At 68.3% G+C, this 25,237-nt stretch carries 27 protein-coding genes; 11 read left to right on the forward strand and 16 right to left on the reverse strand.

Annotation, left to right across the window (positions count from 1 at the left end; translation table 11 throughout):
* The first annotated feature begins 41 nt into the window (after nucleotides 1–41).
* The 3 genes from BM297_RS17790 (at nucleotide 42) to cmoB (ending at nucleotide 2,395) form a co-directional block, all read left to right on the forward strand.
* Nucleotides 42–614 carry a hypothetical protein gene (locus tag BM297_RS17790; RefSeq protein WP_092433988.1) on the forward strand — a complete coding sequence of 191 codons (573 nt, stop codon included), beginning with the start codon at nucleotides 42–44 and terminating at the stop codon, nucleotides 612–614.
* 63 nt (nucleotides 615–677) lie between these two features.
* Complete coding sequence (gene cmoA / locus BM297_RS17795; protein ID WP_092434122.1) at nucleotides 678–1,421, forward strand: carboxy-S-adenosyl-L-methionine synthase CmoA; 744 nt, start codon at nucleotides 678–680, stop codon at nucleotides 1,419–1,421.
* A complete protein-coding gene (gene cmoB, locus BM297_RS17800) occupies nucleotides 1,418–2,395 on the forward strand; it encodes a tRNA 5-methoxyuridine(34)/uridine 5-oxyacetic acid(34) synthase CmoB (RefSeq protein WP_092433991.1) in 978 nt (325 codons plus the stop codon). Before cmoA ends, cmoB begins: the two co-directional genes overlap by 4 nt.
* 140 nt (nucleotides 2,396–2,535) lie before the next feature.
* Here the strand turns inward: cmoB and pdxJ are convergent, their stop codons facing one another.
* From pdxJ to rpoE, 11 genes are all read right to left on the reverse strand, one after another.
* Nucleotides 2,536–3,279 carry a pyridoxine 5'-phosphate synthase gene (pdxJ, locus tag BM297_RS17805; RefSeq protein WP_092433997.1) on the reverse strand — a complete coding sequence of 248 codons (744 nt, stop codon included), beginning with the start codon at nucleotides 3,277–3,279 and terminating at the stop codon, nucleotides 2,536–2,538.
* Nucleotides 3,272–3,970 (reverse strand): DNA repair protein RecO, encoded by a 699-nt coding sequence (gene recO, locus BM297_RS17810; protein WP_092434000.1) that lies wholly within the window; start codon nucleotides 3,968–3,970, stop codon nucleotides 3,272–3,274. The genes pdxJ and recO overlap by 8 nt, the downstream gene beginning before the upstream one ends.
* A gap of 94 nt (nucleotides 3,971–4,064) precedes the next feature.
* Nucleotides 4,065–4,967: a GTPase Era gene (gene era, locus BM297_RS17815; protein WP_092434005.1), complete on the reverse strand. Its 903-nt coding sequence runs from the start codon at nucleotides 4,965–4,967 to the stop codon at nucleotides 4,065–4,067.
* Nucleotides 4,960–5,649 carry a ribonuclease III gene (gene rnc / locus BM297_RS17820; protein WP_092434008.1) on the reverse strand — a complete coding sequence of 230 codons (690 nt, stop codon included), beginning with the start codon at nucleotides 5,647–5,649 and terminating at the stop codon, nucleotides 4,960–4,962. Before rnc ends, era begins: the two co-directional genes overlap by 8 nt.
* Entirely contained in the window at nucleotides 5,646–6,023 is a 378-nt protein-coding gene (locus BM297_RS17825) for a DUF4845 domain-containing protein (protein ID WP_092434124.1), read from the reverse strand. The genes rnc and BM297_RS17825 overlap by 4 nt, the downstream gene beginning before the upstream one ends.
* A 33-nt stretch (nucleotides 6,024–6,056) precedes the next feature.
* The gene (gene lepB / locus BM297_RS17830; RefSeq protein ID WP_092434010.1) at nucleotides 6,057–6,911 is read right to left on the reverse strand and encodes a signal peptidase I; all 855 of its coding nucleotides are present in this window, start codon (nucleotides 6,909–6,911) and stop codon (nucleotides 6,057–6,059) included.
* Nucleotides 6,912–6,916: 5 nt separating this feature from the next.
* Entirely contained in the window at nucleotides 6,917–8,716 is a 1,800-nt protein-coding gene (lepA, locus tag BM297_RS17835; protein WP_092434013.1) for a translation elongation factor 4, read from the reverse strand.
* A 156-nt stretch (nucleotides 8,717–8,872) separates the two neighbouring features.
* The gene (locus BM297_RS17840) at nucleotides 8,873–10,300 is read right to left on the reverse strand and encodes a DegQ family serine endoprotease (protein WP_092434016.1); all 1,428 of its coding nucleotides are present in this window, start codon (nucleotides 10,298–10,300) and stop codon (nucleotides 8,873–8,875) included.
* Nucleotides 10,301–10,335: 35 nt separating this feature from the next.
* The gene (locus BM297_RS17845) at nucleotides 10,336–10,800 is read right to left on the reverse strand and encodes a SoxR reducing system RseC family protein (protein WP_092434019.1); all 465 of its coding nucleotides are present in this window, start codon (nucleotides 10,798–10,800) and stop codon (nucleotides 10,336–10,338) included.
* Between the two features lie 24 nt (nucleotides 10,801–10,824).
* Entirely contained in the window at nucleotides 10,825–11,394 is a 570-nt protein-coding gene (locus BM297_RS17850) for a sigma-E factor negative regulatory protein (protein WP_092434021.1), read from the reverse strand.
* Nucleotides 11,395–11,423: 29 nt separating this feature from the next.
* Entirely contained in the window at nucleotides 11,424–12,005 is a 582-nt protein-coding gene (gene rpoE / locus BM297_RS17855) for an RNA polymerase sigma factor RpoE/AlgU (RefSeq protein ID WP_092434024.1), read from the reverse strand.
* Between the two features lie 328 nt (nucleotides 12,006–12,333).
* On the opposite strand from rpoE, the gene nadB reads away from it, so the two are divergent.
* Nucleotides 12,334–13,953: an L-aspartate oxidase gene (gene nadB, locus BM297_RS17860; protein WP_092434028.1), complete on the forward strand. Its 1,620-nt coding sequence runs from the start codon at nucleotides 12,334–12,336 to the stop codon at nucleotides 13,951–13,953.
* On the opposite strand, the gene BM297_RS17865 is transcribed toward nadB, so the two are convergent.
* Together BM297_RS17865 and BM297_RS17870 are read right to left on the reverse strand one after the other, a co-directional pair.
* Nucleotides 13,938–14,402: a protein YgfX gene (locus BM297_RS17865; RefSeq protein WP_092434038.1), complete on the reverse strand. Its 465-nt coding sequence runs from the start codon at nucleotides 14,400–14,402 to the stop codon at nucleotides 13,938–13,940. The genes nadB and BM297_RS17865 overlap by 16 nt on opposite strands.
* On the reverse strand, nucleotides 14,386–14,643 hold the full coding sequence (locus BM297_RS17870; RefSeq protein ID WP_092434126.1) for an FAD assembly factor SdhE: 258 nt from the start codon (nucleotides 14,641–14,643) through the stop codon (nucleotides 14,386–14,388). Before BM297_RS17870 ends, BM297_RS17865 begins: the two co-directional genes overlap by 17 nt.
* A 121-nt stretch (nucleotides 14,644–14,764) precedes the next feature.
* Here BM297_RS17870 and ygfZ point away from each other — a divergent pair, with 121 nt between their 5' ends.
* Complete coding sequence (gene ygfZ, locus BM297_RS17875) at nucleotides 14,765–15,706, forward strand: CAF17-like 4Fe-4S cluster assembly/insertion protein YgfZ (RefSeq protein ID WP_092434045.1); 942 nt, start codon at nucleotides 14,765–14,767, stop codon at nucleotides 15,704–15,706.
* Between the two features lie 104 nt (nucleotides 15,707–15,810).
* Here ygfZ and BM297_RS17880 read toward each other — a convergent pair whose 3' ends face one another.
* Both BM297_RS17880 and BM297_RS17885 read right to left on the reverse strand, forming a co-directional pair.
* Nucleotides 15,811–17,205: a sensor histidine kinase gene (locus BM297_RS17880; RefSeq protein ID WP_092434050.1), complete on the reverse strand. Its 1,395-nt coding sequence runs from the start codon at nucleotides 17,203–17,205 to the stop codon at nucleotides 15,811–15,813.
* Nucleotides 17,198–17,869, reverse strand: a complete 672-nt coding sequence (locus tag BM297_RS17885; RefSeq protein WP_092434129.1) for a response regulator — start codon at nucleotides 17,867–17,869, stop codon at nucleotides 17,198–17,200. The genes BM297_RS17880 and BM297_RS17885 overlap by 8 nt, the downstream gene beginning before the upstream one ends.
* Before the next feature lie 192 nt (nucleotides 17,870–18,061).
* On the opposite strand from BM297_RS17885, the gene BM297_RS17890 reads away from it, so the two are divergent.
* From BM297_RS17890 to BM297_RS17915, 6 genes are all read left to right on the forward strand, one after another.
* On the forward strand, nucleotides 18,062–19,327 hold the full coding sequence (locus tag BM297_RS17890) for an OprD family porin (RefSeq protein WP_092434053.1): 1,266 nt from the start codon (nucleotides 18,062–18,064) through the stop codon (nucleotides 19,325–19,327).
* A gap of 38 nt (nucleotides 19,328–19,365) precedes the next feature.
* Entirely contained in the window at nucleotides 19,366–20,343 is a 978-nt protein-coding gene (locus tag BM297_RS17895; protein WP_092434056.1) for a Bug family tripartite tricarboxylate transporter substrate binding protein, read from the forward strand.
* Nucleotides 20,344–20,428: 85 nt separating this feature from the next.
* Nucleotides 20,429–20,869, forward strand: coding sequence for a tripartite tricarboxylate transporter TctB family protein (locus BM297_RS17900; protein ID WP_092434059.1), 441 nt, complete (start codon nucleotides 20,429–20,431; stop codon nucleotides 20,867–20,869).
* Between the two features lie 4 nt (nucleotides 20,870–20,873).
* The gene (locus BM297_RS17905) at nucleotides 20,874–22,421 is read left to right on the forward strand and encodes a tripartite tricarboxylate transporter permease (RefSeq protein WP_092434062.1); all 1,548 of its coding nucleotides are present in this window, start codon (nucleotides 20,874–20,876) and stop codon (nucleotides 22,419–22,421) included.
* Nucleotides 22,405–23,451 (forward strand): AbrB family transcriptional regulator, encoded by a 1,047-nt coding sequence (locus tag BM297_RS17910; protein ID WP_092434132.1) that lies wholly within the window; start codon nucleotides 22,405–22,407, stop codon nucleotides 23,449–23,451. The genes BM297_RS17905 and BM297_RS17910 overlap by 17 nt, the downstream gene beginning before the upstream one ends.
* Before the next feature lie 76 nt (nucleotides 23,452–23,527).
* Nucleotides 23,528–24,385 (forward strand): DUF6279 family lipoprotein, encoded by an 858-nt coding sequence (locus BM297_RS17915; protein ID WP_092434065.1) that lies wholly within the window; start codon nucleotides 23,528–23,530, stop codon nucleotides 24,383–24,385.
* 9 nt (nucleotides 24,386–24,394) lie between these two features.
* On the opposite strand, the gene ung is transcribed toward BM297_RS17915, so the two are convergent.
* The gene (ung, locus tag BM297_RS17920; RefSeq protein WP_092434067.1) at nucleotides 24,395–25,090 is read right to left on the reverse strand and encodes a uracil-DNA glycosylase; all 696 of its coding nucleotides are present in this window, start codon (nucleotides 25,088–25,090) and stop codon (nucleotides 24,395–24,397) included.
* Nucleotides 25,091–25,237 lie beyond the last annotated feature (147 nt).

The raw sequence follows: 25,237 nt of genomic DNA on the forward strand, positions 1-25,237 counted from the left end.
CTATAGAAGTAGAGACAGGCTTCGCTATGTGGGGGTGCGATATGGACCTGCTCTACGGGCGACACGCGCTGCTCGGCCTGCTCGTTCTGCTCTCTGGCTGCGGCAGTCTGCTTCCCAGCGAACGCGCGGAAATCCTCTCGCCGTTTCGCGACTACATGGATGCCGAAGGTCGTTACCAGCAGGCCGTTCCCGGCGTGACCAGCCGGCCCGAGCTGTTTTCCCTCGGCTTCGATCCGGTGATCAACGGCAATGGCCGCATGCTGTCGTTCCTCGACGTGCGCATGATGTTCGTCCAGCCGAACATCCCCATCGACTATCTGCCGGACAGCCTGGTGACCTGCCTGCAGGCCAAGGAGCGCTGCACCGGCTATGCCTTCGAGTTCAACCAGACCGATACCCAGCGTACCGGCAGCTTCTGGGCCGACGTGCTCAACTTCCGCAAGAACCGCGAGGTCAATGGCTGGGCATTCCGCGCGGTGTTCGTGCTGGTCGACGACAAGCTGGTGCACAAGGTCAGCAACGGCGAACCGCAGATCCGCCGCATGCAGGTCGAACGCAATCCGCTCGGCCCGCTGCAGGGCGCCGGCGAGTTCCTTTCCGACCAGCTGAGGTGAGGAAGCTGCGAGGCGGCCCGCCACTCGGCTAGAATGCGCGGTTTCCCCAGCCGGAAGCGCGCCGTGAAGCAGATCCCCGACCGCATCTATGCCACTCCCCAGGAGCAGGTTGCCGACTTCGTGTTCAACGAGGCGGTGGTGCGGGTATTCCCCGACATGATCAAGCGCTCGGTGCCGGGCTACCCGACCATCGTCGAGAACATCGGGGTGATCGCCAGCCAGTTCGCCCGACCGCACAGTGCCCTCTACGATCTGGGCTGCTCGCTGGGTGCGGTCAGCCAGGCGCTGCGTCGCCACGTGCAGGCCGAGGACTGCCGGGTGGTCGCGGTGGACAACTCCAGCGCCATGGTCGAACGCTGCCGCGAGTACCTGCACGCCCAGGACTCGATGTTCCAGGAACTGCTACCGGTCGAGGTGCTCGAGGCCGACATCTGCCAGCTCGAGTTCCAGCCGGCCTCGGTGGTGGCGCTGAACTTCACCCTGCAGTTCATCCCGCGCGAGCAGCGTCTGCAGCTGCTCGGCCGCATCCGCCAGGCGCTGCTGCCCGGCGGCGCGCTGATCCTCTCGGAGAAGCTGCGCTTCGCGGATGCCGAGGAGCAGGAGCTGCTCACCGACCTGCACATCGCCTTCAAGCGGGCCAACGGCTACAGCGAACTGGAAATCGCCCAGAAGCGCAGCGCCATCGAGCACGTGATGAAGCCGGACAGCCTCGAGGAGCACCGCGAGCGCCTGCTGGCGGCCGGCTTCTCGAAAGTCATTCCCTGGTTCCAATGCCTCAACTTCGCCTCGCTGATCGCCCTGCCATGACCGACCTCGCCACCCGCGCCAATCTCCCCGCCCTGCTCGACCGTCTGCGCGGCTCGTCGCTGACCGCCTGGGCGGGCAGCCTGCCCGAGCTGCTCGCCGCCAAGCTGGCCCGCGGCCACGGCGACCTGACCCGCTGGCAGGCGGCGGTGGACGCGCTGCCGCCGCTGGCCGTCGAGCAGCGCGAGCTGGCCGAATGCTTCGCCCTCGCCGGAGCCTGCACTGCCGAGCAACGCACGGCGCTGGAGCAGGCGCTCAGGGGCCTGATCCCCTGGCGCAAGGGTCCCTTCGAACTGTTCGGCGTGCATGTCGACACCGAGTGGCACTCGGACTGGAAGTGGGCGCGGGTCGCTCCCCATCTGGATCTGCGCGGCAAGCGCGTGCTGGATGTCGGCTGCGGCAACGGCTACTACCAGTGGCGCATGCTCGGCGCCGGCGCCGACTGCGTGGTCGGCGTCGATCCCAACTGGCTGTTCTTCTGCCAGTTCCTGGCGATGAAGAACTACCTGCCCGACCTGCCGGCCTGGCACCTGCCGCTGGCCCTGGAGGAACTGCCGGAAAAGCTGGAAGGCTTCGACACGGTATTCTCCATGGGCGTGCTCTACCACCGCCGCTCGCCCATCGACCACCTGCTGGCGCTGAAGGACTGCCTGATCAAGGACGGCGAACTGGTCTTGGAAACCCTGGTGGTGGACGGCGACCTGAATACCGTGCTGGTGCCGGAAGACCGCTACGCGCAGATGCGCAACGTCTGGTTCCTGCCCTCGGTGCCAGCACTGGAGCTGTGGCTGCGCCGCGCCGGCTTCGTCGACGTGCGCTGCGTGGACGTCAGCGTCACCAGTGTCGAGGAGCAGCGCTCCACCGAGTGGATGAAGTTCCAGTCGCTGCCGGAGTTCCTCGACCCGCAGGACCCCAGCCGCACCGTGGAAGGCCTGCCGTCGCCGATGCGCGCCGTGCTGGTGGCGCGCAAGCCGTAAGGACCGAGGACGTTTACGGAGGAACGTGAGCACGCCCTTGTGGGAGGCCCGCCCTCGGGACGACGCGGACCGTAGGGCCGCCAAGGGCAAGGGTATCGCCGCGAGGGCGCGCCTCCTACAAGTCGGAGCGGCCCGCCGAGTCAGCGTGCCGCCGCAGCGACGATCAGCGCCTTCATCTCCGCTACCGCCTGCTTGAAGCCGACGAACAGCGCGTGGGCGACGATGGCGTGGCCGATGTTCAGCTCGTTGATGCCGCGGATCGCCGCCACCGCCTCGGCGTTGTGGTAGTGCAGGCCGTGGCCGGCATTGACGATCAGGCCGTGGCTCAGGCCGCACTCGACGCCGTCGCGGATGCGCGCCAGCTCGCAGGCCATTTCCGCCGGGGTGTGGACGTCGGCGTAGCGCCCGGTGTGCAGCTCGATGGCCGGTGCGCCGACGCGGGCGGCGGCCTCGATCTGCCGCGGGTCGGCGTCGATGAACAACGATACCTCGCAGCCGATGGCGGCCAGGCGTGCGACCGCGGCGCGGATGCGCGCCTCCTGGCCAGCCACGTCGAGGCCGCCCTCGGTGGTCAGCTCCTGACGGGTTTCCGGCACGAAGCAGGCATGCGCCGGGCGGATCTGCTCGGCGAAGGCGAGCATCTCCTCGGTGACGCCCATCTCGAAGTTCATTCGCGTCTGCAGCACTTCCTTGAGCACGCGCACGTCGCGATCCTGGATATGCCGGCGATCCTCGCGCAGGTGCACGGTGATGCCGTCGGCACCGGCTTCCTCGGCGTCCAGCGCCGCCTTGACCGGGTCCGGGTAGCGGGTGCCGCGCGCCTGGCGCAGGGTGGCGATGTGGTCGATGTTGACACCCAGCAGGATGCGGTTGGCTTCAGTCACGATGGGACTCCTTGCGATTCATGAACAGCTCGCGGCTGACCAGCGGCCGGCCACCCAGGTGCGGCGCCAGCGCCTGGCGCATCAACCGCTTGGCGGCTGCCAGTGCCCCGGGCACCGCCCAGTCCGCCTCAGCCAGCGCCAGCAACTCGCGGCCGTGAAACAGTCCGGGCTGCAGCTGGCTGACCGGCTCGAAGCCGAGGTCGGGCAGCCACCGGTACAGCCCCAGCGGATCGACCGGCCGCCCTTGGCAGTCGCGGTCGAGGGCGAAACCATAGCCCAGATCGCTCAGCAGACGCCATTCGAAGGCACGCAGCAACGGCTCCAGCGCCCGACCGGCCGCCAGCGCGGCCAGCGTCGCGGCATAGTGGTCGAACAGCTGTGGATGCGGGTCCTGCGCCGGCAGCAGGCGAATCAGCAGCTCGTTGAGGTAGAGACCGCTGAACAGCGCCAGGCCACCGAGCAGAGGGGGGATGCCGGCACTCTCCAGGCGGGCGACGTTCTTCAGTTCGCCGCGCCCGCGCACTTCCAGCTCCAGCGGCACGAACGGTCGCGCCAGCGTGCCGGCCTTGCCGCGCGCACCGCGCAGGACGGCGCACAGCCGTCCCTCCGGAGTCAGGAAATCCACCAGGGCGCTGGTTTCCTTGTACGGGCGGGAATGCAGGACGAAGGCGGGATGGGCGGCAGCGATCATGTCAACCGTGGGGTGCGCTATGCGCGGCGGCGAAAGCCGGGACAGCGGTGCGGGTGCGCAGCGCACACCCTACCGCAGCGATTGCAGTCGCCGGTCAGATGTCGCCGTAGCCCAGCGAACGCAGGGCGCGCTCGTCGTCGGACCAGCCGCCCTTCACCTTGACCCACAGGTTGAGCATGACCTTGCTGCCGAACAGCTCTTCCATGTCGCGGCGCGCTTCCTGGCCGATGCGCTTGATGCGCTCGCCCTTGTCGCCAATGATGATCTTCTTCTGTCCGTCGCGCTCGACCAGGATCAGCGCGTGGATGTGCAGCACGCGGCCCTGCTGCTGGAACTGCTCGATCTCCACGGCGACCTGATAGGGCACCTCGGCACCCAGCTGGCGCATGACCTTCTCGCGCACCAGTTCGGCGGCGAGGAAGCGCGAGCTGCGGTCGGTGAGCTGGTCTTCCTCGAAGAAGTGCTCGCCTTCGGGCAGGTGCTTGGCCACCTGGGCCTCGAGGGTATCGAGGTTCTGCCCGTGCTGCGCGGAGATCGGCACGATTTCGGCATTCGGCAGCTGCTCGGCCAGCCACTTCAGGTGCGGCAGCAGTTCGGCCTTGTCCTCGAGGCGATCGATCTTGTTGACCACCACCAGCAGCGGGCCTTCGACGTACTTGACCCGGTCGAGGACCATCTGGTCCTCCTCGGTCCAGCGCGTGCGGTCGACGACGAAGATCACCACGTCGACGTCCTTGAGTGCCGCGCTGGCGCTGCGGTTCATGTAGCGGTTGAGCGCCTTGTCGTTGTCCTTGTGCATGCCGGGGGTGTCGACGTAGATCGCCTGCACCGGCCCTTCGGTCTTGATGCCGAGCAGGGTGTGCCGGGTGGTCTGCGGCTTGCGCGAGGTGATCGCCAGCTTCTGGCCGAGGATATGGTTGAGCAGGGTCGACTTGCCGACATTCGGCCGGCCGACGATGGCCACGTAGCCGCAACGGCTCGGCAGGGATTCAGTCATTGCCATTCTCCACGCCCAGGGCCACCAGTGCTGCAGCCGCCGCCACCTGTTCGGCGATACGACGGCTGGCACCCTGGCCACGGGTCTTTTGATTGAGCAGGGCAATTTCGCATTCGACGAAGAAGGTCCGGCAATGCGGCTCACCCTGGATATCCACCACATCGTAGCGCGGCAGTTCGCAGCCGCGCGATTGCAGGAATTCCTGCAGGCGGGTTTTCGGATCCTTGTTGGTGTCGACCAGGGTCAGCTCGTCGAAATAGGGTGCCAGCCAGGCCAGCACGCGATCGCGCGCCGCCTCCATGCCGGTGTCCAGGTAGATGGCGCCGATCAGCGCTTCGGTGGCGTCGGCGAGGATCGACTCGCGGCGGAAACCGCCGCTCTTCAGCTCGCCGGAACCGAGGCGCAGGTATTCGCCGAGTTCGAAGACCAGCGCCAGGCGGGCCAGGGTCTCACCCTTCACCAGCCGCGCGCGCAGGCGCGACAACTGGCCTTCGCGGGCCTGCGGGAAGCGCTTGAACAGCGCCTCGCCGACCACGAAGTTGAGAATGGCATCGCCGAGGAACTCCAGCCGCTCATTGTTGCGACCGGCGAAGCTGCGGTGGGTCAGGGCCAGGATCATCAGATCCGGGTCCTGGAATTTGTAGCCGAGCTGGCGCTCGAGACGTTGCAGAGGATTACTCACGGGGCACGGACACGATATTCACGGTCAAAATGGACAACCAGGTCGAGGTTTTCGATCAGCGGCTCGCGCTTCTCGTATTTGAGATGGACATAGAACTCGTTGTTTTCCATGCGCACGTCCATCACCTTGCGCATGTCGAGATCACGGATATTGTTGACCATCACGCCGCGATCGATATGCGCGTAAAACTCAGCCGGGGAGCGCAGCTCGAGGGCCTTCTCGGTCTCGACCGAGGTGACGATCTTCTGCAGCGAGAAGAAGTCCAGATAATGCGGCAGGACCTTGAATGCCGTGCTGGCCAGGAACGCCACCACGATCAGGACCACCAGCCAGCTCAACATCGACAAGCCTTTCTGCCCACGCGCAAACTTCATGATCAACCTCGTATCCGTAAACTGTTCAGTGCATCAATGGATCAGCCCGACACGCTCGAAGGTCGGCAGGTGGCTGAGCTTTGGCGCAGGCCAGCTCAGCCACACGGCAAACGCCTTGCCGACGATGTTGCGGTCGGGAACCATGCCCTGCAGCTCGGGAGCGATGGCCGGATCATCCCAATAACGGCTGTCGTTGGAGTTGTCGCGGTTGTCGCCCACCATGAAATAGTGCCCGGCGGGCACCTTCCACTCGCGATCCGGTTCGATACGGTAGCGGCGCATTTCCTTGCGGATCAGGTGCTCCGCCTCGCCCAGCTTCTCGCTGAACAGGCGGGCACTGCCGAGGCTGCCCGGCTCGTCGCCGATCAGCTGCTCGGCCACCGGCTGGCCGTTGACGAACAGACGCTTGTCGCTGCTGTAGCGCACATGGTCGCCCGGCAGGCCGACGACGCGCTTGATGTAGTTCACGGTGGGCTCACTGGGAAAGCGGAACACCATCACATCGCCGCGCTGCGGTTCACCGACCTCGATCACCTTGGTGTCCACCACCGGCAGACGGATGCCGTAGGAGAACTTGTTGACCAGGATGAAGTCGCCGACCTCGAGGGTCGGCTTCATCGAGCCGGAGGGAATCTGGAACGGCTCGACGAGGAACGAGCGCAGCACCAGCACCAGCGCCAGCACCGGGAAGAACGACTTGCCGTACTCCACCAGCACCGGCTCGCGCGCCAGCTTCTGCAGCACCTGCGGATCGACCTGACTCACGCTGCCCTGGTAGGCGGCGATGGCTGTGCGCCGGCGCGGGGCGAGGAACAGCAGGTCGATCAGCGCCAGCACGCCGCACACGGCGACGGCGATCACCAGCAACAACGGAAAGTTCAGAGTCATGGGCCTTAGCTATCCACCTTGAGCACGGCAAGGAAGGCTTCCTGGGGAATTTCCACACTGCCTACCTGCTTCATCCTTTTCTTGCCGGCCTTCTGCTTCTCCAGCAGCTTGCGTTTGCGGCTGACGTCGCCGCCGTAGCACTTGGCCAGCACGTTCTTCCTGAGTGCCTTGACGGTCGAGCGGGCCACGACCTGGCCGCCGATGGCCGCCTGGATCGCCACGTCGAACATCTGCCGCGGGATCAGCTCCTTCATCTTCTCCACCAGCTGACGACCCTTGTAGGCCGCGTTGTCGCGGTGGACGATCAGCGCCAGGGCATCGACCCGCTCGCCGTTGATCAGCACGTCCAGACGCACCAGGTTGGCGGCCTGGAAGCGGTCGAAACCGTAGTCCAGCGAGGCATAGCCACGGCTGGCCGACTTCAGGCGGTCGAAGAAGTCGAGCACCACCTCGTTCATCGGCAGATCATAGCTGACCTGCACCTGGGTGCCGAGGAAGTGCATGTCGCGCTGCACGCCGCGCTTCTCGATGCACAGGGTGATCACGCTGCCCAGGTGGGTCTGCGGCACCAGGATGTTGGCCCGGCAGATCGGCTCGCGCATCTCCTCGATCGACGACAGGTCCGGCAGCTTGGACGGGTTGTCGACATACACGGTGTCGCCGTTCTTCAGCACCACCTCGAACACCACGGTCGGCGCGGTGGTGATCAGGTCCAGGTCGTACTCGCGCTCGAGGCGCTCCTGGATGATCTCCATGTGCAGCATGCCGAGGAAGCCGATGCGGAAGCCGAAGCCCAGCGCATCAGAGCTTTCCGGCTCGTACTGCAGCGCGGCGTCGTTGAGGGTGAGCTTCTCGAGGGCGTCGCGGAAGTTCTCGAAGTCGTCCGAGCTGACCGGGAACAGGCCGGCGTAGACCTGCGGCTTGACCCGCTTGAAGCCGGGCAGCACGTCGACGTCCGGGGTATTCGACAGGGTCAGGGTATCGCCGACCGGCGCGCCCTGGATTTCCTTGATGCCGGCGATGATGAAGCCCACTTCGCCGGCCTTGAGGTCGGCGGTGGTGGTGTGCTTGGGCGTGTACACGCCGACGCTGTCGACCTGGTGGACCTTGCCGGTCGACTTGACGAGGATCTTGTCGCCCTTCTTGACCCGGCCGTGGCGCACGCGCACCAGCGAGACCACGCCCAGGTAGTTGTCGAACCAGGAGTCGATGATCAGCGCCTGCAGCGGCGCCTCGATCTCGCCGGTCGGCGGCGGAATGACCTCGACCAGACGCTCGAGGACGTCGATCACGCCCATGCCGCTCTTGGCGCTGCAGGCCACGGCGTCGGTGGCGTCGATGCCGATGATGTGCTCGATCTCTTCCTTGACCCGCTCCGGCTCGGCCTGGGGCAGGTCCATCTTGTTGAGTACCGGCATCACCTCGAGGCCCTGCTCGATGGCGGTGTAGCAGTTGGCCACCGACTGCGCCTCGACGCCCTGGCCGGCGTCCACCACCAGCAGCGCGCCCTCGCAGGCGGCCAGCGAGCGGCTGACCTCATAGGTGAAGTCGACGTGACCGGGGGTATCGATGAAGTTCAGCTGGTAGGTTTTGCCGTCCTGCGCGTTGTAGTGCAGGGTCACGCTGTGCGCCTTGATGGTGATGCCGCGCTCGCGCTCGAGATCCATGGAGTCCAGCACCTGGGCCTCCATCTCGCGATCGGCCAGGCCGCCGCAGATCTGGATGAACCGGTCGGCCAGGGTCGACTTGCCATGGTCGATGTGGGCAATGATGGAGAAGTTGCGGATATGACTCAGATCACTCACGGGCTCAACACTCAAAAGGAGAGCGCGGGCTGGGCCCGCCGAAAATAGCCGTGAATTCTAGCCTATCGCCTCGACGGGCGTAACCCACGGCTTGACACCCGGCAGCCAATACGCAATGGGGGCGCCGAAGCGCCCCCGTGTCCGCCAAGCTGTCGATCACTCGGCCAGCCTGAAGGTGATGAAGCTGGCGCGCCCCTGGCGCAGCACTCGCATCGACACGCTGCGGTTCTTCGGCAGCGCCTCGGCGACCTTGCCGAAGGTCTTCGCCGAATCGATCGACTGGTTGTTCAGGTGGGTGATCACGTCGCCCGGACGCAGGCCGATCAGCGCCGCCGGACCGTTCTGCACCTCGCGGATCAGCGCACCGCCCTCCACTTCCAGGGCCTTCTTCTGCTCCGCGGTGAGGTCGACCACGGTCACACCCAGACGGTTGCTGCTGCGCTCCGCACCACCCTTGGCGCCGGCCGCAGCGACGGTCTCGCCGTCCTCCGGCAGCGCGCCGATGGCCAGTGCCAGCTGCTGGCGGGCGCCGTCGCGCACCACATCCAGGGTCACCTTGGTGCCCGGTTTGAGGCCGCCGACCAGATGCGGCAGATCGGCCGACGCGACGATCGGCTTGCCGTCGAGGGCAAGGATCACGTCGCCGACCCGCAGGCCGCCCTTGGCGCCCGGGCTGTCCTCCAGCACCTGGGCCACCAGCGCGCCGGCCGGCTTGTCCAGACCGAAGGTTTCCGCCAGATCCTTGCTGACTTCCTGGATCACCACGCCCAGCCAGCCGCGATTGACCTTGCCGTCCGCCTTGAGCTGCTCGGCCACGTTCATCGCCACGTCGATCGGAATGGCGAACGACAGGCCCATGAAGCCGCCCGAGCGGGTGAAGATCTGCGAGTTGATGCCGACCACCTCGCCATCCAGGTTGAACAGCGGACCGCCGGAGTTGCCGGGGTTGATCGCCACGTCGGTCTGGATGAACGGCACGTAGTTCTCGTCGGGCAGGCTGCGGCCCTTGGCGCTGACGATGCCCGCGGTGACCGAATGATCGAAGCCGAACGGCGAGCCGATGGCCACCACCCACTCGCCGACCTTGAGGCTTTCCGACTGGCCGAGTTTGACGTGCGGCAGGCCCTTGCCCTCGACCTTGAGCAGCGCCACGTCGGTGCGCGGATCGGCGCCGACCAGCTTGGCCTCCAGCTCGCTGCGGTCGGACAGGCGCACGATGATCTCGTCGGCGTCGGCCACCACGTGGTTGTTGGTCAGCACATAGCCGTCGGCGGAAATGATGAAGCCCGAGCCCAGCGACTGCGCCTGGCGCTTGCGCGGCGCCTGCCCCGGCGGCACCTGCGGGATGCTGCGCTCGAAGAACTCGCGGAACATCGGCGGCAGACCTTCCAGATCGGGCATCATCTGCGGCGGCATGCCGGCAGGCTGCGCCGGCATGGTTTGCCGGGTGCTGATGTTGACCACGGCCGGCGAAGCCTGCTCGACCAGTTCGGTGAATTCCGGCAGCTGGGCGTGGGCCACCAGCACCTGGGCCATCGCCAGCACGGCGGCCAGCGACAGCATGGCGCGTTTCAGGGTACGCATGAATCTTCGACTCCCTTTGAGATCAACCTTCAGGATCAACGGTTTTCCGTGGGCATGGCCTGCACGGCCAGCTCCGCCCGCAGCACCACCGGCTGCAGGGCCGGGTCGGCCTCGCTGCGCCGGCTCCGCCAGCGTACCAGCCACCACACCGCGAGGAATCCGCCGAGTCCGCTCAGAATGACAAAAGACTCGGCCAGCGCCAACCACTGTGCCAGCATTGCACCGGCAAACAGGCCCAGCAACGGCAGCAGGTAGACCCGCAGGGAGCTGCTCACCAGCAGATCCTCGCGGATGCCGATGACCACGCCATCACCCACCGCCAACTGCAGATCGGTCAGCGCCCGCACGTAGCCGCGCTTCTGGCCGACACCCAGCTTCTCCATCAACCCCTGGCCGCAACCGGCATTCGCCGAGCAGGCCGAACAGGTGCTGCGGCGCAGGGTCTCCACCCACACCGCACCATCCTCGATCGCGACGACCCGCCCCGGCTCTTCGATCATGCCGCGCTCACTATCATGTCGTGGTCACTTCGCCTGGCCGCCTGCGGCGTCCACGGCCGGCTTGGCGGCATCGACCGGCAGCTCGCGCAGCAGCTCGTCCGCCTCGGCGGGAGCAGCCGACTGCGCCTCGACCGGCGCGGCCGGGAAGCTGGCCAGTACGGCGGGGCCTTGCGGAGCGACGACCGGGCGCAGCTCCTGCTGCGGCAGGGTCGGTTGCTGGGCCAGCTGCGGCGCGAGGGCTGCGCTATCGTCCTGACCGTTGTAGAAGCGCACACCGGCCAGCACTGCCAGGGTCACCGAGGCAGCCACGGCAATACGCCCGAACTGGCTCCACGAGGAGCGCGGCGGCTTCGACGCTGCAACTACCGCCGGCGCTTCCTCGGCGGCAATCGCCGCGGACACCGCGGCGGCAAGATCCAGTCCCGGAGCCACGGTCTGCTTGTGCATCACCGCGCGGGCCAGTTGGTAACGCGCCCAGCGCTCGCGAACCGCGGCGTCCTCTCCGGCAGCCGTCAGCACACGGCGCAGCTCCAGCTCATCAGCTTCGCCGTCCATGACGGCGGATACCGACTCATCCAGGACTTCACGACTCATGGTATTCCTCTCTTGGCTTTCGCCGGGTTTCAGCCTTCGTGCAGCAGCGGCTGCAAGGCCTTGTCGATCGCTTCACGCGCCCGGAAGATCCGCGAGCGCACCGTACCTACCGGACACTGCATGGCCGTGGCAATGTCCTCGTAACTCAGCCCCTCGAACTCGCGCAGGGTCAGGGCCGTGCGCAGATCCTCGGGCAGCTGCTGGATGGTCCGGTGCACGGTGGCCTCGATCTCATCGCGCAGCAGGGCGCGCTCCGGCGTTTCGAGATCCTTGAGGGCGTGATCCCCCTCGAAGAACTCGGCATCCTCGGCACTCACATCGCTGTCCGGCGGACGCCGACCGCGCGCCACCAGATGATTCTTCGCCGTGTTCACGGCGATCCGGTACAGCCAGGTGTAGAAGGCGCTGTCACCGCGAAAATTGCCCAGCGCCCGGTAGGCCTTGATGAAAGCCTCCTGCGCCACATCCTGGGCTTCCTGGGGATCGTGCACGAAGCGCACGATCAGCCCGAGAATCTTGTGCTGATACTTGAGTACCAGCAGATCGAACGCGCGCTTGTCACCACGCTGGACCCGCTCGACCAGCAGCTGATCCGGTTCCTGGGTTTGCATTCATGCTCCTTCAAACGCCCGGAGAGAACTGCGCAGCCCAGTTGATTCGGTCTGGTTGAATAGACCCGGGGCCTGCGCAAAAGTTCGTCTCTACGGACACCTTCTCCCACAGCCGCACGGACCGGGGTACGAAAAATCAGACGAGGCGCACCAGGCACCTCGCATTGTCGAGTCTGCAGCGCAACAGTCGCGCAACACCGGCCCAATCGCCGGGCGGCCGCCTGCAGGACAACCTCGCTAAGAACGCAGACACCTGCTCAAGTTCATTTATATTGTGCCGACTGGCCCTTCTATATACTAGGGCGCGACCTACAGCGGAACGGCGCACATGAGCCAACACTATCAGCACGACGTACTGATCATCGGCAGCGGCGGCGCCGGCCTGTCCCTCGCACTCAACCTGCCGGCGCACCTGCGCGTGGCCGTGCTGAGCAAGGGCGACCTCGCCGGCGGCTCCACCTACTGGGCCCAGGGCGGCGTGGCGGCGGTACTCGACGACAGCGACGACATCGAATCGCACGTGCAGGACACCCTCACCGCCGGCGCTGGCCTGTGCCGCGAGGATGCCGTGCGCTTCACCGTCGAGCACAGCCGCGAGGCGATCCAGTGGCTGATCGACCAGGGCGTGCCCTTCACCCGCGACGACGAGCACCACGACGGCGAGCGCGGCTTCGCCTTCCACCTGACCCGCGAGGGCGGCCACAGCCATCGGCGCATCATCCATGCCGCCGACGCCACCGGCACGGCGATCTTCAATACCCTGCTGGCGCGCGCCCGGCAATGCCCGAACATCGAACTGCTCGAGCAGCGCGTGGCGGTCGACCTGATCACCGAGCGCAAGCTCGGCGGCAAGGGCCAGCGCTGCCTCGGCGCCTACGTGCTGAATCGCAACAGCGGCGAAGTGGACACCTTCACCGCGCGCTTCGTGGTGCTGGCCACCGGCGGCGCCGCCAAGGTCTACCTGTACACCAGCAACCCGGACGGCACCTGCGGCGACGGCATCGCCATGGCCTGGCGCGCCGGCTGCCGGGTCGGCAACCTGGAGTTCAACCAGTTCCACCCGACCTGCCTGTACCACCCGCAGGCGAAGAACTTCCTGATCACCGAGGCGGTGCGCGGCGAAGGCGGCCTGCTCAAGCTGCCCAATGGCGAACGCTTCATGGAGCGCTTCGACCCGCGCGCCGAACTGGCCCCGCGCGACATAGTCGCCCGCGCCATCGACCACGAGATGAAGCGCCTGGGCATCGACTGCGTGTACCTGGACATCAGCCACAAGCCGGCCGAGTTCATCAAGAACCACTTCCCCACCGTCTACGAACGCTGCCTGCAGTACGGCATCGACATCACCCGCCAACCGATTCCGGTGGTGCCGGCGGCGCACTACACCTGCGGCGGCGTGGTGGTCGACAGCCGCGGCCACAGCGACGTGCCGGGCCTGTACGCCATCGGCGAAACCAGCTTCACCGGCCTGCACGGCGCCAATCGCCTGGCCAGCAACTCGCTGCTGGAGTGCTTCGTCTATGCCCGCTCGGCGGCCGCCGACATCGTCAGCCAGCTGGACCGGGTCAGCATGCCGCAGCAGCTGCCGACCTGGGACGCCAGCCAGGTCACCGACTCCGACGAGGACGTGATCATCGCGCACAACTGGGACGAGCTGCGGCGCTTCATGTGGGACTACGTCGGCATCGTGCGCACCAACAAGCGCCTGCAGCGCGCCCAGCACCGCGTGCGCCTGCTGCTCAGCGAGATCGATGAGTTCTACAGCAACTACAAAGTCAGTCGCGACCTGATCGAACTGCGCAACCTGGCCCAGGTCGCCGACCTGATGATCCAGTCGGCGATGCTGCGCAAGGAGAGCCGCGGCCTGCACTTCACCCTGGACTATCCCGGCCAGCTGCCCAAAGCCGGCGATACCATCCTGGTGCCACCGGGCTACTGCGCCGAGTGAGTCACCGGCGCCCAGCGCCGGCGGCTGAACTTCAGGCGCACGCGCAGGCGGCGGTGCATGTCCCGGCTCAGGCTGTCGGCAGGGATGCACAGACCGCGGGCGAACCACTGTCCCGGGCGACGAAACTGCAGGATGACCGCCGGCGGCAGGGCCAGGCTGCCGGGGCGCAACTGCACCGCGACCCAGCCCTCGGCAGCATTGCGCAGCTGCCAGCCTTGGGCGTCATGGCGCAGACCGGTGAACGAGCGGGGATGCGTCAGCAGGATGGCGCGCGGCAGATTCCACATGGCATGCAGCGCGCAGAGGAGAAGCCCGGCGTCACGCGCCCAGCCGGGCAATGCGGCGAGCAGCAGGGCCAGCAACGCCAGCCCCAGCGCAGTCAGATAGAGTGCCAGCAGGCGCCGCGACGGCCGCCAGTGGCACTCGAACGGCTCACTTCGGCTGGACACGGTCCAGGATCATGCGCACCAGGCGCATGTGATCGGCATTGTCGGATACGCTGTAGCCCATGAACCAGCTGAACAGGTCCGGGTCCTCGCACTTGAGCAGGTTGCGAAAGCGCTCCTGATCGGCCGCTTCCAGCTGCCCATAGGCCTCGTCCAGAAACGGCTTGAACAGCACGTCCAGCTCCAGCATGCCGCGCCGGCACTCCCATTGCAGTCGCTTCAGTTCGATGTTTTCTTCGGTCATCTCGGCCTCCTCGGCAATGCCGCGCATTATAACCATGCCCCCTGCCACCGCCAGTACGGCTGACAAGCGTCGGCGGGGCGCTCTATCATGGCCGCCCCCGATTCCCGTTCCGGCGACCGACATGCCCGCATCCGCTTTCTTCTGCCAGCTCGACCACGAAGGCGTCCTCGCCGTCCGCGGCGTGGACGCCGCCAAGTTCCTCCAGGGCCAGCTGACCTGCAACCTCAACTACCTGAACCCTGAAACCAGCAGCCTCGGCGCCCGCTGCACGCCCAAGGGGCGCATGCTGTCGAGCTTTCGCATCGTGCCGCTGGCCGACGGCTTCGCCCTGGCCATGGCCCGCGACCTGCTGGAGGCACAGCTGGCCGACCTGAAGAAATACGCGGTGTTCTTCAAGGCCCAGCTGAGCGACGAGAGCGCCGACTGGGTGCGCTTCGGCCTCAGCGAGGGCGACGGCGTGCTGCTGGCCCTCGGCCTCGACCTGCCGGCGCAGGCGGGCAGCGTGGCCCGCAGCGGCGCGCTGCTGGCCGTGCGCCTGGAGGAGGGGCGCTGCGAACTGTGGGCGCCGGCCGGCGAAGCCGCCAGCCTGCGCCCGCGCCTGGCCGCCCAGTTGCGCGAGGGCAGCCTCAACGACTGGCTGCTGGCCCAGGTGCGCGCCGGCGTCGGCCAGGTATTCGGCGCCACCCGCGAGCTGTTCATCCCGCAGATGCTCAACCTGCAGAGCCTCGGCGGGGTCAGCTTCAAGAAGGGCTGCTACACCGGCCAGGAGATCGTCGCGCGCATGCAGTACCTCGGCCGCCTCAAGCGCCGCCTGTACCGCCTGCAGATGGCGGACGGCGAGCTGCCGGCGCCCGGCGCCGAACTGTTCTCCCCGGTGCACGGCTCCTCGGTGGGCGAAGTGGCGCTGGCCGCGCGCAGCGCGGACGGCATCGAACTGCTCGCCGTGCTGCAGGACAACGCCGCCGAGGACGGCCGCCTGCACCTGGGCAGCCTCGAAGGCTCGGCGCTGCAGCTGCTCGAACTGCCCTACACGATCGACGGCGACCGCGACATCCAGCGCTGAATCGACAATCGGGACATGGTGGGAACGCCGCCCTCGGCGCGATGACGGAGCCCGCATCGCCGTGAGGGCGCGCCTCCCACAGCTGCGGAGATGGCCCAGCTCCCCTACCCCGCCGGAGGAAACTCCACCTGCACGCGCAAACCGCCGGCGGCACCGTCGAGCAGGCTGATGCGCGCGCGGTGGGCGCGGCAGATCTCGCCGACGATCGCCAGGCCCAGCCCCGCCCCCGTACCGCCGGGGTTGCGCCGATAGAAGCGCTCGAACACCTTTTCCCGCTCTTCGGGCGGAATGCCCGGGCCGTCGTCCTCCACCTCGAGAATGCCCGGCGCCATCACGCGCAGGATCACGTTGCCGCCGGCCGGCGTGTGCGCCAGGGCGTTGTCCAGCAGGTTGTACAACAGCTCGCTGAGCAGGGTCGGCTCGCCGTCGATCCACACCGTCTCCTCCGCCTCCAGGGCCAGGGCCACGCCGCGGCCGTGGGCCAGCGGGGCCAGCGCCAGGCCCAGCTCGCGGGCCAGCGCGCCCAACTCCAGGCGCTGCGCGCCCCCCTCGGCGATGGCCCGCGCACCGCTCTCGATGCGCGCCAGCGACAGCAGCTGGTTGGCCAACTGGGTCAGCCGCTCGGTGCTGTCGGCCGCCTCGTCGAGGGTCTGCCGCCACAGCCGGGCCTCCTCCGCCCTCCGCCCCAGCTCCAGGCGTGCCTTGAGCGCGGCCAGCGGCGTGCGCAGTTCGTGGGCAGCCTCGGCGATGAACTGCGCCTGGCGCTCGAACAGCCCGCGCAGGCGGGCATTGAACTGGTTGAGGGCATCCACCAGCGGGCGCAACTCGCGCGGCAGGTCGGCCTCCGGCAGCGGCTGCAGGTCGTCGCTGGTCCGCACCGCCACCGCCTGGCGCAGCTGCTCCAGCGGGCGCAGGGCCAGGCTCACCGCCAGCCACACCAGGCCCAGCGCGGTGAGCGCCAGCAGGCCCATGCGCCACAGGGTGCCGACCAGCAGTTCGCGGGCCAGGCGCTCGCGCGCACCGCGGGTCTCGGCCACGCGGATCTCGGCCATACCCTCCAGATCCGCTTCGCTGACCGGCTGCAGCAGGCTGACCACGCGCACCTCCTGGTCGCGGTAGACGCCGTCGTAGAAGCGCGCCAGCGCCGGATAGTCGTCGGTGCGCCTGACCTTCGGCCCCGCTGCCGGCAGCGCCTCGTAGCCGGAGACCAGCGCGCCGAGCGGATCCAGCACCTGGTAGTAGATGCGCCCGGCGCTGTCGTAGGCGAAGGTATCCAGCGCCACGTAGGGCACGTTGGCCTTGAGCTGGCCGTCGCTGCTGTACAGGCCGTCGGCCACCGCCCGCGCCGAGGCCAGCAGGGTACGGTCGTAGGCGGTATCGGCGGCGCGGCGCGCGCTCCAGTAGCCGCTCAGGCCGCCGAGCAGCAGGATCAGCGCCAGCAGCAGGGCCAGGCGGCGCAGCAGCCGGCCGCGCAGACTGCTGCCGCGCAGCTCAGCCATCGCTGGCCTCCAGCAGGTAGCCGAGGCCGCGGAAGGTGACGATGCGCACGCCACGCCCTTCCAGCTTCTTGCGCAGGCGATGGACGTAGATCTCGATGGCATCCGGACTGGCCTCCTCGTCGAGGCCGAACACCTGGGCGGCCAGCTGCTCCTTGCTCATCACCCGCCCCGGGCGGGCGATCAGCGCCTGCAGCACGGCCTGCTCGCGCGAGGTCAGGGCGAGCACCTCGTCGCCGAGGCTGAAGCGCCGGGTGCCGAGATCGTAGACCAGCGCGCCGCAGCGCTGTTGCTGCTCGCCTCCCTGCACGCTGCGGCGCAGCAGGGCCTTGACCCGCGCCTCCAGCTCGGCCAGCTCGAAGGGCTTGGCCAGGTAGTCGTCGGCGCCGAGGTTGAGGCCGTGCACGCGGTCGGCCACCTCGCCGCGCGCGGTGAGCATCAGCACCGGCAGGGTCTTGCCGCGATCGCGCAGACGCGCCAGCACCTGGAAGCCGTCGAGACGCGGCAGGCCGACGTCGAGGATGGCCAGCGCATAGTCCTCGCTGGCCAGCGCCAGGTCGGCGGCCACGCCGTCGGTGAGCAGGTCCACGCTCCAGCCGGCGCCGCGCAGCGCCTGGGCCACGCTGGCGGCCAGCGGGGGATGGTCTTCGACCAGCAGGATTCGCACGGGGAAAGTCTCCACAGCCTTGTTGTTGTCCGCCGAGTGTAACGGCAGGCGGGCCAGGTCGAATGCCTCGGCGACTTTCTTTGCGCCTGAAAGCCAGGCGAAAGCTTCGCTGCCTAGCATCCGTCATGGGCGCTCCCAGCCCACGCGGCAATAGCACTGCCGACGACAACAACAATGACTGGAGATACCGCGATGCCGACTGCCGCCTGGCAGGCCCTGCCGCCTGTTCGCCGCCTGGCCCTGGCCATCACCGCCTGCACTCTCGCCCCGCTGGCCCACGCCGGTTTCGTCGAGGACAGCAGCGCCACCCTGACCACCACCAACATCTACCTGAACCGCGACTTCCGCGAAGGCGACGGGCAGAACAAGCGCGAGGAGTGGGGGCAGGGCTTTCTCCTCGACATCCAGTCCGGCTACACCGACGGCAGCGTCGGCGTTGGCCTCGACGCCCTCGGCATGCTCGGCGTCAAGCTCGACTCGGGTGGCGGGCGCACCGGCACCGACCTGCTGCCGGTGCAGGACGACGGCGGCACCCCGGACCAGTTCGGCCGTCTGGGCCTGACCGCCAAGGTCAAGGTCTCCGCAACCGAGCTGCGCTACGGCTCGCACGTTCCCGAACTGCCGGTGGTCAAGGCCAGCGACAGCCGCCTGCTGCCGCAGGTGTTCGAGGGCGGCCTGCTGACCTCGAAGGAAATCGCCGGCCTGACCTTCACCGGGGGGCGCCTGAGCCAGGTGATCGACCGCGCCTCGACCAACTCCGAGGATCTGATCCTCAATAGCAAGAACAGGCGTTTTCCCGGCGGCGTGACCAGCGACCACCTCGACCTCGCCGGCCTCGATTACCAGTTCAGCAAGAGCCTGAGCGGGCGCTACTACTTCGCCGACCTCGACGACGTCTACCGCCAGCACTACTTCGGCCTGCTCGCCAAGCAGCCGCTGGGCGCCGGCACCCTGAGCGCCGATCTGCGCCTGATGCTCAGCGACGACAGCGGCGCCGCCAACGCCGGCGAGATCGACAACCGCGCGCTCAACGGCATGCTCGGCTACGGCCTGGGCGCCCACAAGTTCAGCCTCGGCTACCAGCAGATGAGCGGCGACACCGGCTATGCCTACATCGATGGCAGCGACCCGTTCCTGGTCAACTTCGTGCAGATCAACGATTTCGCCAACGCCGACGAGCGCTCCTGGCAGGCCCGCTACGAGTACGACTTCGCCGGCCTCGGCGTGCCCGGGCTGGGCTTCCTCGCCCGCTACGTCAAGGGCGACAACGCCGAGGTCGCCGGCAGCAGCGCGGAGGGCCGCGAGTGGGAGCGCGACCTCGAACTCAAGTACGTGGTACAGAGCGGCCCGCTCAAGGATCTCTACGTGCGCCTGCGCAACGCCAGCTTCCGCTCCAGCTTCGCCAGCGATGCGGACGAGAACCGGGTAATCGTCGGCTACAGCCTGCCGATCTGGTAAGCCCTGCCCCACAATAAGAATCTGTCGGAGAAACTGCCATGAACACTGCTTTCACCCGCATCGCCCTCGCCGCCGCCAGCCTGGCCTTCGCCGGCCAGTTGCTCGCCGCCGAACCCCGGCGCCCGGAATGCATCGCCCCGGCCAAGCCCGGCGGCGGCTTCGACCTGACCTGCAAGCTGGCGCAGAGCGGCCTCAAGGACGGCGACCTGCTCAAGGCGCCGATGCGCGTCACCTACATGCCCGGCGGTGTCGGCGCGGTCGCCTACAACGCGGTGATCGCCCAGCGGGCCGATGACCCGGGCACCATCACCGCGTTCTCCTCGGGCTCCCTGCTCAACCTGGCGCAGGGCAAGTTCGGCCGCTACGACGAGAACGCCGTGCGCTGGCTGGCCGCCATCGGCACCGACTACGGCGCCATCACCGTGCGCGCCGACGCGCCCTGGCAGAACCTCGGCGAGCTGGTCGAGGCGGTGAAGAAGGATCCGAGCAAGGTGGTGTTCGGCGCCGGCGCCACCATCGGCGGCCAGGACTGGATGCAGACCGCACTGATCGCCCGCGCCGCCGGCATCGATCCAAAGGGGCTGCGCTACGTGGCCTTCGAAGGCGGTGGCGAGACCCTCACCGCCATGCTCGGCGGCCACGTGCAGGTCACCTCCAGCGGTCTCGGCGAGGTCACCCCGCAACTGGCCGCTGGCAAGGTGCGCATCCTCGCCGTGCTGTCCGACCAGCGCCTGCCCGGCAAACTGGCCGACATCCCCACCGCCAAAGAGCAGGGCTTCGACATCAGCTGGCCGGTGATCCGCGGCTTCTACATGGGGCCGGAGGTCAAGGACGAGGAGTTCGCCTGGTGGAAAGGCCAGTTCGACAAGATGCTGGCCAGCGAGGACTTCGCCCGGCTGCGCGAACAGCGTGACCTGTTCCCGCTGGCGATGAGCGGCGATGAGCTGCACGAGTTCGTGCTCAAGCAGGTCGCCCAGTACAAGCAGCTGGCCGGCGAGTTCGGACTGGTCCAGTAAGCGACACGGCCGCAGCGGCCCCCGCGCTGCGGCCGACCCTCTCCCCCGCGGGAGAGACCTCCTCCCCCCACCCAGGTACTTCGCCATGTATGACCGCCTGTTCGGCTCGGTCTGGTTGCTGCTGTGCGCCGGCCTTGCCGTGATCGCCTGGGGCTTCCAGCCCCCCTTCTCCTACGACCCGGTGGGACCGCGCGCCTACCCGCTGCTGCTGCTCGGCCTGCTCGGCGCCGGCGCGCTGTGGCTGGTGATCCGCCCGGCGCTGCACAAGCACCTGCTGGGCGCCACACAGAGCCTGCGCGCCCTGCTGTGCATCGCCGGCCTGCTGGCCTTCGCCCTGCTGTTCGAGCCGCTGGGCTTCGTCCCGGCCACCGCCCTGGCCGCCACCGGCCTCGGCCTGCTGTTCGGCGGCCGCCCGCTGCCCTGCGCGCTGTCCGGGGTGCTGATGGGCGTGCTGCTCTACGTGCTGTTCGATCTGCTGCTGGACGTGCCCCTGCCGCTGGGCGTGTTCGAATTCCTCGTGGAGTGACGCCATGGAAACCTTGAACTTCCTCCTGCAGGGCTTCGACGTCGCCCTGCGCCCGACCAACCTGCTGATGGCGCTGTTCGGCGCCTTCGTCGGCACCGTGGTCGGCATGCTGCCGGGCCTCGGCCCGATCAACGGCGTGGCCCTGCTGCTGCCGCTGGCCTTCGCCCTCGGCCTGCCGCCGGAAACCGCGCTGATCCTGCTCGCCGCCGTGTACCTGGGCTGCGAGTACGGCGGGCGCATCTCCGCCATCCTGCTCAACGTGCCGGGCTGCGCCGCCTCGGTGATGACCACCCTGGACGGCAACCCGCTGAGCCGCCAGGGCAAGGCCGGCATCGCCCTGTCGCTGTCGGCGATGAGCTCCTTCGTCGGCAGTTTCATCGCCATCTGCGGCGTGGTGCTGTTCGCCCCGCTGCTGGCCAAGTGGGCGGTGGCCTTCGGACCGGCCGAGTACTTCGTGCTGATGGTGTTCGCCATCGCCTGCCTGGGCGGCATGGTCGGCGACAAGCCGGTGAAGACGCTGATGGCGGCGCTGATCGGCCTGGGCCTGGCGACGGTTGGGGTGGACTCCACCACCGGCGTGTACCGCTTCACCTTCGACAGCGTCAGCCTGTCCGACGGCATCCAGTTCATCATCGTGGTGATCGGCTTCTTCAGCGTCAGCGAGATCCTGATCATGCTGGAGAAGACCCAGGGCGGCCAGCAGGTGGCCAAGGCCGGCGAACGCCTGCTGTTCAACTTCAAGGAGTTCTGCTTCACCTTCGCCAGCATGGTGCGCAGCGGCCTGGCCGGCTTCGTTATCGGCACCCTGCCCGGCGCCGGGGCGACCATCGCCAGCGCCATGACCTACATGAGCGAGAAGCGCCTGGCCGGTGCCAGCGGCCGCTTCGGCGAGGGCGACCTGCGCGGCCTGGCTTCCCCGGAGGCGGCCAACAACGCCTCGGCCTGCGGCTCGCTGATCCCCATGCTGACCCTCGGCGTACCCGGCTCGGGTACCACCGCGGTGATGATCGGCGCGCTGGCGCTGTACAACATCACCCCGGGCCCGCTGCTGTTCGAGCAGCAGCCGGACGTGGTCTGGGGGCTGATTGCCTCGCTGTTCATCGGCAACGTCATCCTGCTGGTGATGAACATCCCGCTGGTCGGCCTGTTCTCGCGCATGCTCAGCGTGCCCAACTGGATCCTCGTGCCGGCCATCACCACGATCAGCATGGTCGGCGTCTACGCCGTGCACAGCACCACCTTCGACCTGGTGCTGATGATCGCCCTCGGCGTGTTCGGCTACATCCTGCGCAAGCTTGACTTCCCGCTGTCGGCGGTGATCCTCGGCTTCGTCCTCGGCGAGCTGATGGAGGACAACCTGCGCCGCGCCCTGTCCATCTCCAGCGGCGAACTGGGCATCCTCTGGTCCAGCCCGATCACCCTGGCGCTCTGGGCGCTGGTGGCGCTGATGCTGGCGCTGCCCGGCATCCGCTGGTGGCGTGCGCGCGGCAAGGCGCCGAACGCCGATGGGCCGGGCACCGATGGGCCGGGCGCCGATGCGCCAGCCGCCTGATGCACCGGGCATCCTGAGCGGCGTCCTGGCCGGACTGGCGGGGGGCTACCTCGCCAGCCTGGCCGGCTGGCCGCTGCCGTGGATGATCGGCTCGCTGCTCGGCGTGGCGCTGGCGCGCTGCGCCGGCCTGGCGACCACGCCGCTGCCCGCCGGCCGCCAGGCCGGCCAGTGGCTGGTGGCCAGCGCCGTCGGCCTGCATGTCTCCCGCGAGGCCGCCCTCGCCCTCCTCCACCACCTCCCCCTGCTGCTCGCCGGCGCCGTCGCCACCCTGCTGCTGACCCTGATCGGCATCGCCGTGCTGCGCCGCGGCGGCGTCGATCCGGCCACTGCCTTCTTCGCCAGCCTGCCCGGCGGCGCCAGCGAGATGGTCAACCTGGCGCGCCGCCACCAGGCCCAGCCGGCCCAGGTCGCCGCGGCGCACAGCCTGCGCCTGCTGCTGGTCCTGCTGCTGGTACCGGCGCTGTTCGGCTGGGGCCTGCCCCGTCTGCCCGCGCTCTCCGCACCTCACCCCGACTGGCCCGCCCTGGCCCTGCTGCTGCCCGCCGGCCTGCTCGCCGCGCTGCTCTGGCGCCGCCTCGGCCAAGCCAACCCGTGGATGCTCGGCCCGCTGCTGCTGTGCGCGATCGCCAGCGCCAGCCTCGACCTGCAGCTGGCCCTGCCGGGCGGCCTGGGCCAGCTCGGCCAGTGGCTGCTCGGCTGCGCCCTCGGCGCGCACTTCGACCGGGCGTTCTTCCGCCGCGCGCCGGACTTCATCGTCCGGGTGCTGATCTTCAGCCTGCTGGCCATGCTCGCCGCCGCCGGCCTCGGCGCCCTGCTCGGCCTGCTGGCCGGCGGCCATGGCCGGGCGCTGATGCTCGGCAGCATGCCCGGCGGCATCACCGAGCTGGGCCTGACCGCCGCCAGCCTGCAGCTGTCGGTGGCGCTGGTCAGCGCCCAGCAGCTGCTGCGCCTGCTGCTGGTGATGCTGCTGGCGGAGCCGCTGTACCTGGGCTGGCGGCGCCTGGCGAGCCAACGGAGCCGGCGGGACTAGTTGCAGAGCGGGCGTCGGGCAAGGTCCGCCCCCCTGGCTTATCCTCAAGCCAGTCCGGACTGCCGCTGGAGGGCCCATGCCCCGCCTCGCCGTTTCCGCCAGGTCGCTCGGCCTGCTGCTCGTCCTGCTGGTGCTGGCGGCCTGCAGCCGCCTGGAGCTGGTCTACCACAACCTCGACTGGCTGATCCCCTGGAAGCTGGACGACTACCTGAGCCTCGACGCCCGGCAGAGCGCCTGGCTGGATGCGCGGCTGGACGAGCACCTGCGCTGGCACTGCCGCAGCGAGCTGCCGCGCTATCTCGACTGGTTGGAGCGCCAGCGCGGCCTGCTCGCCGGCAGCCCCGACGCCGAGACACTGAAGGGGCCGATGGGCGAGGCCCGCCAACTGCTGCAAGCGAGCCTGCGCCACGTGACTCCGGACACCGCCCGGCTGCTGGCCGGGCTCAGCGCCGCGCAGGTCGACGAGCTGGACCTGCGTCTGGCCGCGGAGCGGGCCAGGCTGAACGAGCAGCAGCTGGGCGGCAGCCCGGAGCAGCGCCTGCAGCGCCGGGCGACCCGCGCGCAGCGGCGACTGGAAGACTGGCTCGGCCCGCTGCATCCGCAGCAGCGCGCCTACCTGCGCCTGTGGGCGGCGCGCCACGAAGCCAACGTGCAGCCCTGGCTGGCCAATCGCGAACGCTGGCAGGCGCAGTTGCTGGACGACCTGCGCCGGCCGCCAAAGGAGAGTCTGAGCGCCCGTCTCGAGCCCCTGCTGGGCCAACCCGAACGGTACTGGAGCGAGGACTACCGGCGCGCGGTGGCCCGCGCCGAGCGGAGCCTCGCCGAACTGCTCAGCGAGCTGTGGGCCAGCAGCACACCCGGCCAGCGCGCGCACCTGCAGGCCCGTCTGGTTGCCCTGCGCAGCGATCTCGAACGCCTGGAGTGTCGCGGCTGAGTCCAGTCCTCAGAGATTCGGCAGCGCCCAGTCCACCGTCCCCAGCCCGTGCTGCTCGAGGAACTTGTTGGTGCGACCGAAATGGCCGTTGCCGATGTAGCCGCGGTGCGCCGACAGCGGCGAGGGATGCGGCGAGCGCAGGATCAGATGCTTGGTCGGATCGATCAGGCGCTCCTTGCTCTGCGCGTGGGCGCCCCACAGCAGGAACACCAGGTGCGGGCGCTCGCGACTGACCACCTCGATCACCTTGTCGGTGAACGGCTGCCAGCCGGCGCTGGCGTGGGAACCGGCCTTGCCCTGCTCGACGGTCAGCGAGGTATTGAGCAGCAGTACGCCCTGCTCGGCCCAGTGCTGCAGGCAGCCGTGATTGGGCGGATCGATGTTCAGGTCGCGCTTGAGCTCCTTGAAGATGTTCTGCAGCGACGGCGGCACCGGCACGCCCGGCAGCACCGAGAAGCACAGGCCGTGGGCCTGGCCCGGGCCGTGGTAGGGATCCTGGCCGATGATCACCACCCTGACCCGCTCCAGCGGCGTCGAGTTCAGCGCATTGAAGATCAGCCCGCCGGGCGGGAAGACCTCCTTGCCGGCCGCCTTCTCGCGACGCAGGAACTCGCCCAGCGCCTGCATGTAGGGCTTGTCGAACTCCTCGCCGAGCACGGCCTTCCAGCCCGGTTCGAGTTTGATGCGATCCTGCGCGGCGCTCATGGCAAACCTCTGCGTACAAACGAAAGCGGCACCCTAGAGAGGCACTTCCGGCAAGTCAAGGCACGACCTTCGGCGCGTAGGGATGACGACCGAAGTCGCGGCCCGGCCACCTTAAAAGCGCATGGGCCACCCCGGCACGCCGGCGTA

The sequence above is a fragment of the Geopseudomonas sagittaria genome, assembly GCF_900115715.1.
GTDB classification, from domain to species: domain Bacteria; phylum Pseudomonadota; class Gammaproteobacteria; order Pseudomonadales; family Pseudomonadaceae; genus Geopseudomonas; species Geopseudomonas sagittaria.

Bases quoted from the DNA above. Each gene is read 5' to 3' on its own strand.
- BM297_RS17790 (WP_092433988.1), top strand. From the start codon at position 42: ATGGACCTGCTCTACGGGCGACACGCGCTGCTCGGCCTGCTCGTTCTG.
- cmoB (WP_092433991.1), top strand. From the start codon at position 1,418: ATGACCGACCTCGCCACCCGCGCCAATCTCCCCGCCCTGCTCGACCGT.
- recO (WP_092434000.1), bottom strand. From the start codon at position 3,970: ATGATCGCTGCCGCCCATCCCGCCTTCGTCCTGCATTCCCGCCCGTAC.
- era (WP_092434005.1), bottom strand. From the start codon at position 4,967: ATGACTGAATCCCTGCCGAGCCGTTGCGGCTACGTGGCCATCGTCGGC.
- BM297_RS17825 (WP_092434124.1), bottom strand. From the start codon at position 6,023: ATGAAGTTTGCGCGTGGGCAGAAAGGCTTGTCGATGTTGAGCTGGCTG.
- lepB (WP_092434010.1), bottom strand. From the start codon at position 6,911: ATGACTCTGAACTTTCCGTTGTTGCTGGTGATCGCCGTCGCCGTGTGC.
- BM297_RS17840 (WP_092434016.1), bottom strand. From the start codon at position 10,300: ATGCGTACCCTGAAACGCGCCATGCTGTCGCTGGCCGCCGTGCTGGCG.
- BM297_RS17845 (WP_092434019.1), bottom strand. From the start codon at position 10,800: ATGATCGAAGAGCCGGGGCGGGTCGTCGCGATCGAGGATGGTGCGGTG.
- BM297_RS17850 (WP_092434021.1), bottom strand. From the start codon at position 11,394: ATGAGTCGTGAAGTCCTGGATGAGTCGGTATCCGCCGTCATGGACGGC.
- rpoE (WP_092434024.1), bottom strand. From the start codon at position 12,005: ATGCAAACCCAGGAACCGGATCAGCTGCTGGTCGAGCGGGTCCAGCGT.
- nadB (WP_092434028.1), top strand. From the start codon at position 12,334: ATGAGCCAACACTATCAGCACGACGTACTGATCATCGGCAGCGGCGGC.
- BM297_RS17870 (WP_092434126.1), bottom strand. From the start codon at position 14,643: ATGACCGAAGAAAACATCGAACTGAAGCGACTGCAATGGGAGTGCCGG.
- ygfZ (WP_092434045.1), top strand. From the start codon at position 14,765: ATGCCCGCATCCGCTTTCTTCTGCCAGCTCGACCACGAAGGCGTCCTC.
- BM297_RS17880 (WP_092434050.1), bottom strand. From the start codon at position 17,205: ATGGCTGAGCTGCGCGGCAGCAGTCTGCGCGGCCGGCTGCTGCGCCGC.
- BM297_RS17890 (WP_092434053.1), top strand. From the start codon at position 18,062: ATGCCGACTGCCGCCTGGCAGGCCCTGCCGCCTGTTCGCCGCCTGGCC.
- BM297_RS17895 (WP_092434056.1), top strand. From the start codon at position 19,366: ATGAACACTGCTTTCACCCGCATCGCCCTCGCCGCCGCCAGCCTGGCC.
- BM297_RS17900 (WP_092434059.1), top strand. From the start codon at position 20,429: ATGTATGACCGCCTGTTCGGCTCGGTCTGGTTGCTGCTGTGCGCCGGC.
- BM297_RS17905 (WP_092434062.1), top strand. From the start codon at position 20,874: ATGGAAACCTTGAACTTCCTCCTGCAGGGCTTCGACGTCGCCCTGCGC.
- BM297_RS17910 (WP_092434132.1), top strand. From the start codon at position 22,405: ATGCGCCAGCCGCCTGATGCACCGGGCATCCTGAGCGGCGTCCTGGCC.
- BM297_RS17915 (WP_092434065.1), top strand. From the start codon at position 23,528: ATGCCCCGCCTCGCCGTTTCCGCCAGGTCGCTCGGCCTGCTGCTCGTC.
- ung (WP_092434067.1), bottom strand. From the start codon at position 25,090: ATGAGCGCCGCGCAGGATCGCATCAAACTCGAACCGGGCTGGAAGGCC.